The organism is Streptomyces mabaensis (assembly GCF_053763515.1).
This window is the reverse complement of the sequence record NZ_JBSOPZ010000031.1, coordinates 79,024-93,231: the sequence shown is the minus strand read 5'-3', so window position 1 is coordinate 93,231 and position 14,208 is coordinate 79,024. Positions and strand designations below refer to the sequence as shown.

The 14,208-nt window shown below is 70.0% G+C and carries 14 protein-coding genes; 5 read left to right on the top strand and 9 right to left on the bottom strand.

Features of this window, described 5'->3' with window-relative positions:
* Positions 1-88 precede the first annotated feature (88 nt).
* Positions 89-502 (bottom strand): MarR family winged helix-turn-helix transcriptional regulator, encoded by a 414-nt coding sequence (locus ACWV17_RS25370; protein ID WP_455361533.1) that lies wholly within the window; start codon positions 500-502, stop codon positions 89-91.
* Between the two features lie 206 nt (positions 503-708).
* Here ACWV17_RS25370 and ACWV17_RS25365 point away from each other — a divergent pair, with 206 nt between their 5' ends.
* The 4 genes from ACWV17_RS25365 to ACWV17_RS25350 are packed head-to-tail and all read left to right on the top strand — an operon-like array spanning position 709 to position 4,582.
* On the top strand, positions 709-1,620 hold the full coding sequence (locus ACWV17_RS25365; protein WP_455361532.1) for an SDR family oxidoreductase: 912 nt from the start codon (positions 709-711) through the stop codon (positions 1,618-1,620).
* Position 1,621: 1 nt separating this feature from the next.
* Complete coding sequence (locus tag ACWV17_RS25360; RefSeq protein ID WP_455361531.1) at positions 1,622-2,509, top strand: amidohydrolase family protein; 888 nt, start codon at positions 1,622-1,624, stop codon at positions 2,507-2,509.
* Between the two features lie 10 nt (positions 2,510-2,519).
* Positions 2,520-4,067 (top strand): acyl-CoA synthetase, encoded by a 1,548-nt coding sequence (locus tag ACWV17_RS25355; RefSeq protein ID WP_455361530.1) that lies wholly within the window; start codon positions 2,520-2,522, stop codon positions 4,065-4,067.
* Positions 4,068-4,123: 56 nt separating this feature from the next.
* The gene (locus ACWV17_RS25350) at positions 4,124-4,582 is read left to right on the top strand and encodes a MaoC family dehydratase (protein ID WP_455361529.1); all 459 of its coding nucleotides are present in this window, start codon (positions 4,124-4,126) and stop codon (positions 4,580-4,582) included.
* 646 nt (positions 4,583-5,228) lie between these two features.
* On the opposite strand, the gene ACWV17_RS25345 is transcribed toward ACWV17_RS25350, so the two are convergent.
* The 8 genes from ACWV17_RS25345 to ACWV17_RS25310 all read right to left on the bottom strand — a co-directional run bounded on the left by ACWV17_RS25345 (position 5,229) and on the right by ACWV17_RS25310 (position 13,326).
* Positions 5,229-6,257, bottom strand: coding sequence for an aldo/keto reductase (locus ACWV17_RS25345; RefSeq protein ID WP_455361528.1), 1,029 nt, complete (start codon positions 6,255-6,257; stop codon positions 5,229-5,231).
* Positions 6,254-7,228 carry a Gfo/Idh/MocA family oxidoreductase gene (locus ACWV17_RS25340; RefSeq protein WP_455361527.1) on the bottom strand — a complete coding sequence of 325 codons (975 nt, stop codon included), beginning with the start codon at positions 7,226-7,228 and terminating at the stop codon, positions 6,254-6,256. The genes ACWV17_RS25345 and ACWV17_RS25340 overlap by 4 nt, the downstream gene beginning before the upstream one ends.
* Before the next feature lies 1 nt (position 7,229).
* On the bottom strand, positions 7,230-8,537 hold the full coding sequence (ligA, locus tag ACWV17_RS25335) for a protocatechuate 4,5-dioxygenase subunit alpha (protein ID WP_455361526.1): 1,308 nt from the start codon (positions 8,535-8,537) through the stop codon (positions 7,230-7,232).
* 25 nt (positions 8,538-8,562) lie between these two features.
* The gene (locus ACWV17_RS25330; protein ID WP_455361525.1) at positions 8,563-9,480 is read right to left on the bottom strand and encodes an amidohydrolase family protein; all 918 of its coding nucleotides are present in this window, start codon (positions 9,478-9,480) and stop codon (positions 8,563-8,565) included.
* Between the two features lie 2 nt (positions 9,481-9,482).
* The gene (ligK, locus tag ACWV17_RS25325; RefSeq protein WP_455361524.1) at positions 9,483-10,172 is read right to left on the bottom strand and encodes a 4-carboxy-4-hydroxy-2-oxoadipate aldolase/oxaloacetate decarboxylase; all 690 of its coding nucleotides are present in this window, start codon (positions 10,170-10,172) and stop codon (positions 9,483-9,485) included.
* A gap of 18 nt (positions 10,173-10,190) precedes the next feature.
* A complete protein-coding gene (locus tag ACWV17_RS25320; RefSeq protein WP_455361523.1) occupies positions 10,191-11,216 on the bottom strand; it encodes an amidohydrolase family protein in 1,026 nt (341 codons plus the stop codon).
* Positions 11,217-11,242: 26 nt separating this feature from the next.
* Positions 11,243-12,454: a 4-hydroxybenzoate 3-monooxygenase gene (locus tag ACWV17_RS25315; protein WP_455361522.1), complete on the bottom strand. Its 1,212-nt coding sequence runs from the start codon at positions 12,452-12,454 to the stop codon at positions 11,243-11,245.
* A 104-nt stretch (positions 12,455-12,558) separates the two neighbouring features.
* Positions 12,559-13,326: an IclR family transcriptional regulator gene (locus ACWV17_RS25310; protein WP_455361521.1), complete on the bottom strand. Its 768-nt coding sequence runs from the start codon at positions 13,324-13,326 to the stop codon at positions 12,559-12,561.
* A 75-nt stretch (positions 13,327-13,401) separates the two neighbouring features.
* On the opposite strand from ACWV17_RS25310, the gene ACWV17_RS25305 reads away from it, so the two are divergent.
* Positions 13,402-14,097 carry a substrate-binding domain-containing protein gene (locus tag ACWV17_RS25305; RefSeq protein ID WP_455361520.1) on the top strand — a complete coding sequence of 232 codons (696 nt, stop codon included), beginning with the start codon at positions 13,402-13,404 and terminating at the stop codon, positions 14,095-14,097.
* Positions 14,098-14,208 lie beyond the last annotated feature (111 nt).

The following is a 14,208-nucleotide window of genomic DNA, read 5'->3' as shown; positions in this document are numbered from 1 at the left end:
CCCCCCCCCCCCCCCCCCCCCCCCCCCCCCCCCCCCCCCCCCCCCCCCCCCCCCCCCCCCCCCCCCCCCCCACCGGCGCGGACTGGGCTCAGGAAAGGGACCGCCATGCGTGATTCAAGGCGTCTCGGAACCGGCCGACATCCTCGGCGTCGAGGCCCGCGATCATGCACTCCTCGAGGGCGCGGGCCGGCTCGGCGTACTCGGCCAGCAGTCGGCGCCCCGTCTCCGTGAGCAGGATGAGGCGCTCGCGGCGGTTGGCGGGGTTGGGTTCGCGGCGGATCAGTCCGCGACTCTCCAGCGCGCGGACCATGTCGGCCATGGACTGGGCCGTGACGAAGGAGTCGCGGGCGAGCTGGGCGGCGGAGATGCCGTCGTGCCGCTCCAGCACCGTGAGGGCGGTGTACTGAAGCGCTGTGATGCCGGCGGGCTTGAGCAGTTCCTCGAGGCGGGCGCGCACCGCCAGCTCCGTCCTCTTGATCAGGTAGAGCAGTGAGGGGCTCATGTTCGTCCTCCTGCGGTGACGGTCTGCACGGGTCGGTCCATGTCGTTCCTCCTGGATGCCGTAAGGGCCGGCGGCGCGCACCACCCTAGGCCATTGACAAGAATCCTGTTGATTGACCAGACTGTCATTCATCAGGATTCCTGTCGATCCTGGTCTGTTGCCGGCGTTCTCGGCATTCCACATACTGCTCACGAGAGGCACCCTCCATGGATCTGCACGGGAAAGTCGCCGTCGTCACCGGCAGCGGGCGCGGCCTCGGCCTGGGATACGCCCAGGCCCTTGCTGCGGCGGGAGCCGCCATCGTTGTCAACGACGTCGACCAGGGCGCGGTCGACGCCGCCGTCGCCGCGATCACGTCCGCAGGGGGCAGGGCGGCAGGTGTCGTGGCGGCCGTGGGTGACAGCGCGGCGGCCGAGGAGCTGGTGGACACGGCGGTGCGGGAGTTCGGGCGGCTGGACGTGCTCGTCACCAACGCCGGCATCCTGCGCGACCGCGTGCTGTGGAAGATGACCGACGACGACTTCGATGACGTTGTCCGCGTTCACCTGCGGGGCACCTTTACCTGCGCCCGCGCGGCCGCTGTCCGCATGCGGGAGCAGGGCACCGGTGGCCGGCTGGTCCTCATCTCCTCGCCGGCCGGGCAGCGCGGGAACTTCGGCCAGACCAACTACGCCGCCGCCAAGGCGGGCGTCGTCGCCATGGCCCGGACCTGGGCCATGGAGCTGGGCCGCGCCGGTATCACGGTCAACGCCGTAGTCCCCGTCGCCGCCACCGAGATGACCAAGACCATCCCGGCGTTCGCGCCGGTCATCGAGGAGTCCGAGTACACCGGCGCCCCGCTGCCGGACTGGCTCCGCAAGGACGAGGGCCTCGGCACCGTCGAGGACGTCGCCGGCCTGATCACCTTCCTGGCCTCGGACGCCTCCGACGGAGTGACTGGGCAGGCGATCGGCATCGGCGGCGACCGGCTGGCCCTGTGGGCGCATCCCAAGGAGAAGGCGGTCGCCTTCGCCGACGGTGGCTGGAGCGCCGACGCGATCGCCGCCCAGTGGCCGGGCGGCGTCGGAGCCGAGCCCGAGACCTACGGCATCCCGGCGCCCCAGGCCCCGGAGGCGTGAGATGGGCGACCTCGCGCTCGACCTTGACCGCCTGACCGCCATCGACGTGCACACGCATGCCGAGGTTTCCAAGGACGGCCACGGGGCGCTGAGCCCTGAGCTGTTCGGCGCCTCCGAGAAGTACTTCAAGGCCCACGGACACCGGCAGCCGACCATCGAGGAGATGGCCGACCACTACCGCGAACGCCGCATGGCGGCAGTGGTGTTCACCGTCGACGCCGAACACGCCACGGGGCACCCGCGGATCTCCAACGAGGAGATCGCGGAGAGCTGCGCCGCCCACGCCGACGTACTGATCCCCTTCGCCAGCATCGACCCGCACAAGGGCCGGGCCGGAGTGCGGGAGGCCCGCCGCCTGGTGGAGGAGTACGGAGTGCGCGGCTTCAAGTTCCATCCCAGCATCCAGGCGTTCTCTCCCAACGACCCGCTCGCCTACCCGCTGTACGAGGCCATCGAGGAACTCGGCGTACCCGCCCTGTTCCACACCGGCCAGACCGGCATCGGTGCCGGCGTCCCGGGTGGCGGCGGCATCCGGCTGAAGTACTCCAATCCCATCCTGGTCGACGACGTCGCAGTGGACTTCCCCGAACTGCGGATCATCCTGGCCCACCCGTCGTTCCCCTGGCAGGACGAGGCGCTGGCGGTGGCCACCCACAAGCCGTACGTCTACATCGACCTGTCCGGCTGGTCGCCGAAGTACTTCCCGCCGCAGCTGGTGCGGTACGCCAACACCCTGCTCAAGGACAAGGTCCTCTTCGGTTCCGACTATCCGGTCATCACGCCCGACCGGTGGCTGGCGGACTTCGAGAAGCTCGACATCAAGCCCGAGGTCAGGCCGAAGATCCTCAAAGAGAACGCCGCCCGCCTGCTCGGCCTGCTCACGGACTGAAGGAGGCGCCGTGTTGAACCAAGGCATCGGCTCATGGCCGGCGCGCCGGGCCCGCAAGACTCCCGACCGGGTCGCCGTCGTCCACGAGGATGGCACCTGGACCTATCGCGATCTGCACCAGCGCGTCCTGCGTCTCGCTCACGGCCTGCGAGCCCTGGGCGCCGGACGGGGCGACCGGATCGCATACCTGGGCCCCAACCACCCGGCCTTCCTGGAAACGCTGTTCGCTGCCGGGGTGCTCGGTGCGGTCTTCGTCCCGCTCAACACCCGGCTGGCCGCACCGGAACTGGCCTACAACCTCTCCGACTCGGGCAGCACCGTCCTCGTCCACGCCCCCGAGCAGGCCCAGGCCGCCCGCACCGCCGCCGACGAGGCCGGCGTACGCCACCGCATCGCGCTCGACGGCCCCGGCGACGGCGCCCTCGGCTACGAGGAGTTCCTCGCGGGCAGCGGCACCGAGCCCCTGGACGAGCCCGTGGCCCCGGAGGACCCGTGCATGATCATGTACACCTCCGGGACCACGGGCCGCCCCAAGGGCGCTGTCCTCTCCCACGCCAACATCGTCTGGAACAGCGTCAACGTCCTCGTCGACACCGACCTCCGCGGTGACGAAGTGACCCTCGTCATGGCGCCGCTGTTCCACACCGCCGGTCTCAACATGACGTGCCTGCCCACTCTCCTCAAGGGCGGCCGGGTGGTGCTGCTCGGTGCCTTCGACGCCGAACGTGTCCTGGAGACCATCGAGAGCCGGCGCGTGACGTACTTGTTCGGCGTCCCCACCATGTACGACGTGATGGCCGCCCGGCCCCGGTGGGCGACGGCGGACCTGTCCAGCCTGCGCACCCTCAACTGCGGCGGTGCCCCTGTGCCCGCCCGCACCATCGCCACGTACCTCGCCCGCGGCCTGGCGTTCAGCCAGGGCTACGGCATGACCGAGGCGTCCCCCGGGGTTCTGTTCCTGGACAAGGAGCAGACGTCGGCCAAGGCGGGCTCCGCGGGGGTGCCGCACTTCTTCACGGACGCGCGCGTGGTGCTGCCCGACGGCCGTGACGCGGAACCCGGGCAGCGTGGCGAGATCCTCGTCCACGGCCCCAACGTGATGACCGGCTACTGGGGCCTGCCTGATGAAACCGAGGCCGCTTTCACCGGCGAGGGCTGGCTGCGCACCGGCGACGTTGCCCGGACCGACGCCGACGGGTACGCCTACATCGTCGACCGGGTCAAGGACATGTTCGTCTCGGGTGGCGAGAACGTCTACCCGGCCGAGGTCGAGGACGTGCTCCTCACCCACCCCGACGTCGCCGAATGCGCGGTCATCGGTATTCCCGACCCGGTCTGGGGCGAAGTCGGCCGCGCCGTCGTCGTCCTCAAGCCCGGCGCCCGCGCCGGAGAGCACGACATTCTCGACCACCTGAAGGGCCGGCTCGCCAAGTACAAGATCCCCAAGTCCGTGGTCCTCGCGGACACCCTGCCCCGCACGGCCTCCGGGAAGATCATCAAATCGGCCGTGCGCGACACCTACGCCGACGGCCCACCAGACCGCCACGGCCACTCGTAAGAGAACCCTCTGACAGGCCGGATTCACCGCTACCTGTACCGACGGAAGGACCCTCCATGCCCACCATCACCAACGGCCTCGACGACCTCAAGTCCCTCAGCGGAGCGGACCTCGGCCGCACCGACTGGAGGGAGATCACCCAGGAGCGGGTGAACACCTTCGCCGACGCCACCGACGACCACCAGTGGATCCACACGGACCCGGAGAAGGCAAAGGACGGCCCTTTCGGCCGCCCCATCGCCCACGGCTACCTCACCCTCTCCCTCATCATCCCGCTCTTCGGGGAACTCCTCGACATCACCGGCATCTCCATGAGTGTCAACTACGGCCTGGACAAGGTCCGTTTCCCCAGCCCCGTCCCGGTCGGCGCGAAGATCCGCCTGCACGGCGTCGTCGGCACGGTGGATGAGGTCAAGGGCAACGGCGTCCAGATGCCGCTGACGTTCACCGTCGAGGTCGAGGGCAGCGACAAGCCCGCCTGCGTGGCCCAGGCCGTCTACCGTCACTACGCCTGATCGCCTCTCGCCTCGAGCCGGACGCGGCCCGCGTCGTGGGACGACGCGGCGTCACCTGCCGCGTCCGGCGACGGGCACAAGGAGTCCGCCCGCGAGTACCCCGCCGGTGAGCGGAGCCGGAGGCGATCGCCCAGGGCGGCCGGGTGAAGCGCCACTGGCGCGGAGACCCCGGAATCCCCGCTTCCCGCCCCTCTGCAGGCGCCGAAACCCTGGCCACTGACGGCGCACCGCCATGGCGCCACGACGGCGCAGGTCTTCGCACGGGGAGCCCTGGCAGGCAGTGCCGCCCCCGGCACGATGACCACCGGAACCGGTGAAGCCATGGACCACGGCGCGCGCGGGCATCGTGACCATGACGCACCCGAAACCCTCGCGCAGCGCCTGACACGTCCTCGCCCCCCTGTTCATCCCTCCGCACCGTGATCGGGGCGCGTACCCCCGCGCCGCGAACACCCTTCCACTCTCCAGGTCGCGTACCCAGGTCGCCAACCCGTGAATACCGCCGGGTGGTTCCGTCTCCGGTGTCGCCGAACGGCCCGGGGTGAGCGGCACCACACGCGGACGGGTGAGGCCGCACATCCCGGTGCGAAGGGCGGGCCGAGGCTCGGTACCAGCCGCGTGGCCGGCCCGTTTCCCCGGCCCTGCTTCAGCCGGCTCGCCCGCAGCGCTCGGTGTCGATCTCGGCGAGGGTGGCCTTGTTGTAGCGGGACCCGTGGACGGTCGCGGCGTTCAGCACCCTTCCTGCCGCGTCCAGAGCCTCGCCGGGTACGTCGAGGTCGAGCGTGGACAGGTTCTCCCGCAGGTGTGCGGTGGACCGGGTCCCGGGAAGGGCGATGACGTGGGAACCCCGGGAGACGACCCACGCCAGAGCCAGCTGCGCGAGGGTGTGGCCGGTGACGTCGGCGATGTCCTCCAACTCGCGACGCAGCGCCAGATTGGCGGAGTAGTGGCGGTCGCCGAAGCGGGGCATGTTCCGGCGGATGTCATCGGCGGGAAGGCCGTCGAGATCGGGCGGCGCTGAGGTGAGGAAACCGCGGGCCAGCGGGCTGAAGGCCACGAGGGTGACGCCGAGCTCGCGGGCCGCTTCCAAAGTGCCCTGTTCGGGGTTGCGCGACCAGAGACTGTACTCGTTCTGCAGCGCGGCGATCGGATGCACGGCGTGGGCCCGGTGCAGGGTCTGGGCGGACACCTCGGACAGGCCGAGCGCGCGCACCTTGCCGGCCTCGACGAGCTGGGCCATCGCTCCGACGCTCTCCTCGACCGGGATCTGCCGGTCGAGGCGGTGCAGGTAGTAGAGGTCGATGACGTCGGTGCGCAGCCGGGCCAGTGCCTCGTCCGCGGTACGCCGGATGGTCTCGGGCCGGCCGTCGATGACGCGCCGGCCGTTGACGCCGGTCATCCCGCACTTGCTGGCCAGCACGATCCGGTCCCGGTGGTCGGCGAGCACGCGGCCGAGCAGCTCCTCGTTGGCGCCGAAGCCATAGAGGGCGGCGGTGTCGAAGAGCGTGACGCCCTCCTCCAGAGCCGTCAGGAGCAGGTGCTCCGCGGCCTTGGGCGTGGGCGGGACGCCGTAGGCGTGGCTGAGGTTCATACAGCCGAGACCGATCGCCGGGACCTCGAACGGCCCGATCCGGCGCGGTGCGCGGCCCGGGCCCGCCGCCGGTGCCGTGCTCACGAGACGGAGGAGGCGTCGAGCTGCTCCTCGAGGGCCGCCAGCGTCCGGTAGCAGGGCATCACCTGGGCGATGGAGGCGTTCGGCTCGCGGCCCTCGCGGATGGCGGCGACGAACTCGCGGTCCTGCAGCTCGATGCCGTCCATCGAGACGTCGACCCCGCTCACATCGATCGGCTCGTCCTTGCCGGTGGCCAGGTCGTCGTACCGCGCGACGTAGGTGCCGGTGTCGCCGATGTAGCGGAAGAACGTGCCGAGCGGCCCGTCGTTGTTGAACGACAGCGACAGGGTGCAGAGGGCGCCGCTTTCCGCGCGCAGCTGGATCGACATGTCCATCGCGATGCCGAGCTCGGGATGGATCGGGCCCTGGACCGCGTTGGCCTGCACGATCGGAGAGCCGGTCTGGTAGGCGAACAGGTCGACGGTGTGCGCGGCGTGGTGCCACAGCAGATGGTCGGTCCAAGACCGCTGCTGGCCGAGGGCGTTGAGGTTCGTGCGGCGAAAGAAGTAGGTCTGCACGTCCATCTGCTGGATGTGGTAGTCCCCGGCCTGGACCCGCCGCCGTACCCACTGGTGGCTCGGGTTGAAGCGCCGCGTGTGCCCCACCATGGCAACCAGTCCGGTGCGCTGCTGTGCCGCCAGGCATGCCTCGGCGTCGGTCAGGGAGGCGGCCAGCGGGATCTCGACCTGGACGTGCTTGCCCGCTTCGAGGCAGGCCATCGTCTGCGCGGCGTGCATCGGGGTGGGCGTGGCGAGGACGACGGCGTCGATGTCGTCCATCGCCAGCACCTCATCCAGGGTCGCGACGCCGCCGCCGACACCCTGCTCCGCGGCGAAATTCCGGGCGCTCTCAAGGGTGCTGCTCACCACAGCGGCCACCTCGACGCCCTTGATCCGCCTGAGCGCGGCCGCGTGCTTGGCGCCGAAGGCGCCGCCTCCAGCCAGGGCGATCCGGACGGTCTGGTCGTCAGTCATGTCACTCCTTCACGGCGGGCTCCTCGGCCCGCGGGTGGTTTTCGAGGATCAGGTGGCCGACGGCGGTGTTGGACGCCGGCACATGGTAGAAGCGGTGCTTGACTTCGATCTCGCCGGAGTCGTCGAGGTCGCTCATCGCCCCGCGGGCGATCAGCCACATGACCAGCTCGATGCCCTCCGAGCCCGCCTCCTCGACGTACTCGAGGTGCGGCACCTGCGACAGGCCGGCCGGGTCCTCGATCAGCTTGTCGAGGAAGGCGTTGTCCCACTCCCGGTTGATGAGGCCGGCGCGCGGGCCCTGCAGCTGGTGGCTCATGCCGCCGGTGCCCCACACCTGGACCTTCAGTGGCTTGTCGTAGGACTCGATCGCCTTGCGCAGCGCCTGGCCGAGCTTGAAGCACCGGGCGCCCGAGGGCACGGGGTACTGCACCACGTTGACGTGGAACGGGATCACCTTGCACGGCCACTTCTCGACGTTCCCGAACATCAGCGACAGCGGAACGGTCAGGCCGTGGTCGACGGTCATCTCGTTGACGAGGGTGAGGTCGAAGTCGTCCCTGATGAGCGAGTGCGCGATGTGCGCGGCCAGGCCGGGGTCACCCTCGATGCCGGGGACCGGGCGGGGCCCGTAGCCCTCGTCGGCGGTGGGGTAGGCCGGGCCGGTGCCGAGCACGAACGTCGGGATCAGCGACAGGTCGAAGTTGGTGGCATGGTCGTTGTAGACCAGGAAGACCACATCGGGGACGTTCTCCTTCTCCCACTCCTTGGAGAACTCGTAGCCCTCGAAGACCGGCCGCCAGTAAGGCTCATCGGTCTTGTCGTGGTCCATCGCCGCGCCGATCGCCGGCACGTGCGAGGTGAAGACCGCGCCGGTGATCGTGGCGTGCTCGGCCGGTGTCGCCGGGTCGGCGTACGCCGCGTCGAGGACAGCGTGGTCGATCCGGTTGCCCTCGACGGAGCGGCCGCCGCTGACCATCATGTCGCGGTACTCCTGCTCGGTCATGCCGGTCATCGAGCCCGCCATCTGCTGGAACGAAAGTCCCAGCGTCGCGCCCCACTTGGCGAGGAAGTAGATGTTGCCGCCCTCGCGGATCGCGGCGTTGAGGTCGCGGTCGAGCAACGCCTGCTTCTGCTCCTCCCGCAGTGGCCACGCGTCCAGGTAGGCGCGCTCGTCGGCGAGATAGAGCTCGCGGTTCTCCGCCGTCATCAGTGACATGCAGAACTGGTTGAGGTGGTACCCCTGGGCGGACTGCTCGGCGTCGAAGATGGTCGTCCCCGGAACCAGTTTGTAGCTCTTGTCCAGTGACATGGTGAGCCTCCAATCGTGCGGTGGGTCAGTCGGCGTCCGGCCAGTACAGGCGCATCGGGTTGTCGACGAGGAGCTTGCGCTGCAGCAGTGGCGTCGGCGCGATGTGCGGGATGAAGTCGACGAGCAGACCGTCGTCAGGCATCTGGTGGGTGAGGTTCGGGTGCGGCCAGTCGGTGCCCCACAGCACCCGGTCGGGGAACTCCTCGACCACGCGCCGGGCGAACGGGACGACGTCGAGGTAGGGATCCTGCTCCCCGTCGAGGGCCGGCGCGCCGCTCACCGACAGCCGCTCCGGGCAGGTCACCTTGCACCAGATGTCCGGCCTTGCCCGCATGAAGTTCAAGAACGCCTCGAACTCCGGGCCGTGCGGGTCCTTGGTGACATCGGGCCGGCCCATGTGGTCGATGACCAGCGGCACCGGGATCGAGAAGAAGAAGTCGCGCAGGTCGGCGAGGTCGGCCGCCTCGAAGTAGACGACGACGTGCCAGCCGTAGGGCGCGATCCGCTCGACCACGTCCCACAGGTCCTGCCGTGGCGCCACGTCGACGAGCCGCTTGACGAAGTTGAACCGCACGCCGCGGACGCCGGCCTCGTGCAGCTCCCGCAGCTGCGTGTCCGAGAATCCCGGCCGCACCGTCGCGACACCCCGGGCCAGACCCCCCGCGGCCCGCAGGGCGTCGGTCATGGCACTGTTGTCGGCTCCGTGGCAGGTCGCCTGGACCACGACGTTACGGGCGAAGCCCAGATGGTCGCGCAGCTCGAAGAGCTGGTCCTTGGACGCGTCGCAAGGCGTGTACTTCCGCTCGGGGGCGAACGGGAACTCCACGCCCGGGCCGAAGACATGGCAGTGCGCGTCGACGGCGCCCTCCGGCACCTGGAACCGCGGCCGGCTCGGACCGGCGTACCAGTCCAGCCAGCCGGGGGTCTTCTCGAAGGTCGTCATCCTCAGTCCTCGTAGCGCAGCCCGAGCTCGGCCAGTGGGCCGCGCATGCCGTACATGTCCAGGCCGAGCTCGCCCGCGCGGAACCGCGCGCGCTTGCTCTCCTCGTTTGCCTCACGCCTGGCCGATGCCTCGGCAACCTCGGCAGCCCGCTCGCGCGGCACCACCACGACACCATCACGGTCCGCCACGACCACGTCGCCGGGCCTGACCAGGGCGTTGGCGCAGACCACCGGCACGTTGACCGAACCGAGCGTGGCCTTGACCGTGCCCTTGGCGTTGATCGCCCGGGAGAAGACCGGGAAGTCCATCTCCTCCAGATCGACCGCGTCGCGCACACCGCCGTCGATGACCAGGCCCCTGCATCCCCGGGCGCGGAACGAGGTGGCGAGCAGCTCGCCGAAGAAGCCGTCCTCGCTCTCGGTCGTGCAGGACGCGACCACGACGTCGCCCTCTTGGATCTGCTCGGCGGCGACGTGGAACATCCAGTTGTCGCCGGGCTGCAGCAGCACGGTCACCGCGGTACCGCACATACGGGCATTGGGGTAGGCCGGGCGCAAGTAAGGGCGCATCAGTCCCACCCGGCCCATGGCCTCGTGGATCGTCGCGACGCCGAACGCCGACAGCGCGGCGACGGCCTCGGGATCGGCGCGGGTGATCGAGGTGTGGACGACACCGATCTCGGTGTGCTCCATGCGTTCTTCTCCTGGGATTCAGTGGCCGGCCGCGGCGAGGCGGGCGGCGAGTCGGGGGTACAGGCGCAGGGCATTGCCGCTGTAGACGGCGGCGCGTTCCTCGTCGGAGAGGTTCGAGGTGGCCTCGACGTACCGCTTCGTGTCGTCGAAGTGGTGACCGGTGCGCGGGTCGATGTCGCGGACCGCGCCGATCATCTCGCTGGCGAACAGGACGGACCGGCTGGGGATCACCTGGGTGAGCAGGTCGATGCCGGCCTGGTGGTAGACACAGGTGTCGAAGAAGACGTTGTCCAGCAGCGTCTCGGGGTCCGGTCTGCCCAGCGCCATCGCCAGGCCGCGGAACCGGCCCCAGTGGTAGGGCACCGCGCCGCCGCCGTGCGGGATCACGAACCGCAGCGTCGGGAAGTCGGCGAACAGGTCGCCCTGGACCAGCTGCATGAACGCCGTGGTGTCGGCGTTGAGGTAGTGGGCGCCGGTGGTGTGGAAGGCCGGGTTGCACGATGTGCTGACGTGGATCATGGCGGGGATGTCGTACTCGGCCATCGCCTCGTAGACCGGGTACCAGCTGCGGTCGGTCAGCGGCGGCGCGGTCCACTTGCCGCCCGACGGATCGGGGTTGAGGTTGACCGTCACCGCGCCGAGCTCCTCGACCGCGCGGCGCAGCTCGGGCAGGCAGGTCGCGGGATCGACGCCCGGTGACTGCGGCAGCATCGCGCCCATCGCGAAGCGGTCGGGGTAGAGCGTGCTGACACGGTGGACCAGGTCGTTGCAGATCCGCGCCCACACCGAGGAGACCTCGAAGTCGCCGATGTGGTGGGCCATGAAGCTGGCCCGCGGGGAGAAAATCGTCAGGTCACTGCCGCGTTCGTCCATGAGCCGCAGCTGGTTGCTCTCGATCGCCCGACGCAGGTCGTCGTCGGTGATGACCAGGTCGTCGAGGTCGGGCGCGTCCTCGGGGTCGCCGATCGCGGCCACTTGCCGGTCCCGCCACTGCGCCAGTTGCGGCGGCGCGGTGGTGAAGTGACCGTGACAGTCGATGATCATGTGTTCTCTCCTGGTGGTCGTCGGAATCAGCCCAGGGAGCCGGCGGGCCAGCCGGCGTACTGCTCGGCGAGGTAGGTGCGCCCGGCGCGGGTGCCCACCACGTTGTCGAGCTCGCCGAGCTGGCGCCGCAGGTCGAACGGCGTGCCGCCGGGCGCGGTGTGCAGCAGCTGGGTCATCCAGTAGGAGAAGTTCTGTGCCCGCCAGACCCGTTGCAGGGCGCGGGGCTGGTAATCGTCCAGCGCGGCCTCGCCCGCGCTGCCGAGTGCCCGCAACAGGACGTCGGCGAGCACCTTCACGTCGTGCAGCGCGAGGTTGAGCCCGCGCGCGCCGGTCGGCGGCACCGTGTGTGCGGCGTCGCCCGCGAGCGCCATCGAGCCCCAGCGCATCGGCTCCTGCACGAACGAGCGGAAGCGCAGCACCGTTTTGTCGAGGATCGGCCCCTCCTTGAGGCGGAAGCCGTCCTGGCCGGCCACCCGAGCCTGGAGCGTCTCCCAGATGCGGTCGTCCGGCCAGGCGTCGACGGACTCGTCGGGGTCGCACTGGAAGTACATCCGCTGCACGGTCTCGGTGCGCTGGCTGATCAGTGCGAACCCGTGCTCGGAGTGGGCATAGACCAGCTCGGGCGCGCTCATCGGCGCCTCGGCCATGATGCCGAACCATGCGAAGGGGTACTCCCTGCCGTAGCGCACCCGCCGCTCCTCGGGCACCAGATCGCGGCACATGCTGCGCGACCCGTCCGCACCGACCACGTACCGCGCCCGGATCTCGTGGCGGGACCCGTCGGGCGCGGTGTAGCGGACCCGGGGAGCGTCGGTCGTGATGTCGAGGACCTCGGTGTCCTTGACGCCGAAGTGGACCGTGCCACCGTCGCGGTCCCGGGCGTCGGCCAGGTCGATGAACACGTCGGTCTGCGGGTAGAGCCACACCGAGGCGCCCACCAGCTCCTTGAAGTGGATACGGTGCGGCCGACCGTCGAACCGGAGCTCGATGCCCTCGTGCTCGTGGCCCTCGCGCAGAATCCGGTCGGAGACGCCGGTCTCGATCAGGTCCCGGGCCGCGTCGGCCTCGAGGATGCCGGCCCGCTGCGTCGTCTCGATCTCGCGCCGGGAGCGGGTGTCGATCACGATCGTCTCGACCCCTGCGCGCCCGAGCAGGTGCGCCAGCATCAGGCCGGCTGGACCGGCACCGATGACAGCGACTGGAACCGAGGCAACGGTGTCAACGGTGGCGTCGGCCATGGCATCTCCTGAGCGACTGCGAACGTTCCGAACACCCCGAACGTTGGCACCCGAGACCGTGGCCAGTCGCCGGTGTTTCCGTCAGGCGGAAGCCTGCTCGGATATCAGACCGTCGTGCGGGCGCGCCGCCCCAGCTCGTCGGAGATCCCGTACGCGGCATTCAGAAGCGGCTCGCGCAGCCCGCGCGCACGGCCCCCACCACGCGCCGCGACGACGATCCCCAACGCGGCGCTGACAGGCCCGGCCCGGCCGATCCGGACAGGTGCGGCCACCGCGACCGTGTCCTCCGAGAGCTGCCGGTCGCTGACGAAGACCTGCTCGCGGCGGATACGGTCCAACTGCGCGCGCAGCGTCTTCGGGTCGGTGACGGTGTGCGGGGTCCAGGACCGCAGCGGCGATTCGAGGACCTCCTCCTGGATGTTGCGTGGTGCGTGTGCCAGCAGCACCCGGCCCATCCCGGTGGAGCCGACGGGGAACCGGGTCCCGACCATCGTCAACAGCTGTACCGATCGATGCCCGGCGATCCGTTCGACGAACACGAGCTCAGTGCCCTCGCGCACCGCGAGCTGAATGTTCTCGTGAGTCGCCTCGTAGAGGTCCTGCATGAACGGCAGGGCCGCATCACGCAGAATCTGGGTGCGGGGGCATCCCGAGGTGATCTCCCAGAGCCTCAGCCCGATATGCCACGACCCGTCCTCCCCGCGCTCCAGTGCTCCCCATTCCGCCAGCTCCGCGACCACTCGGTGCGTGGTGCTCAAGGCCAAACCTGTGCGCTGAGCGACCTGCGACAGTGTCTGCGACGGGCGCTCGCGATCGAAGGCCGAGAGGACCTTGAGGACTTTTCCAGCGGCCGTGCTCCGGGTTGTGCTCACGCGGGCAGTCTCGCAGACCGGCGTTGAGCCGACCGGCCGCGCACCGTACCATCTGCCGGACACCAAGGAGGCGACGTGAACCGAGAGATCTCCGGGCTGTCCTCGATGGCGACGCGGCCGATACTGGCCGAGCTTTCCGAACACATCGGACTCGCTCACGGGATTCCGGTGCGCTTCGAGTCCGCCGGCGGAGTGGAGACCGCACGGCGGGTGCGCGAGGGCGCCGCAGCCGACCTGCTCGTCCTCGCCGACGGCGCACTGGCCGAACTGGAGAAGGCAGGGCACCTCCTCGGGGGCACGGTGCGCCCGCTGTGGGTCTCCCAGGTCGTCGCCGCCGTGCCGGAGGGAACACCGGTTCCGGCACTCGGATCGGTATCCGACCTGCGAGCCGCTCTTCTGTCCGCGAAGAGGATCGCCTACTCCACAGGCCCCAGCGGTACGGCCCTCATCGATCTGATCACCCGGCTGGACCTCGCCGACACGCTTGGGGACCGGCTTGTACAGGCACCACCGGGGGTGCCTGTCGGTAGCCTGCTGTCGTCCGGCCAAGCCGACCTGGCCTTTCAGCAGCACAGCGAACTGATGGACCTGCCGGGCGTCGTCGTCATCGGCCCGCTGCCGGGCGATACCGCGATCAGCTCGATATTCAGCGGGGGCGTACTGACCGCCTCCACCCAGCCGAGCCGTGCCCGCGAAGTCCTTGACCTTCTCGGTTCCGACGCGGCGTCGAGGACCGCCCGCGCCAGGGGCATGCGGGCGCCTGGGGACTAGTGACCCGAGTCAGAGACGGTATCGGGCCGCAGGCCCTCGGCGCATCCTGATCCGGAGCTCCACGAACGATTCATGGTCCCGTTGCTTGCAGTCGCCGTGTTGTCGGCCGGG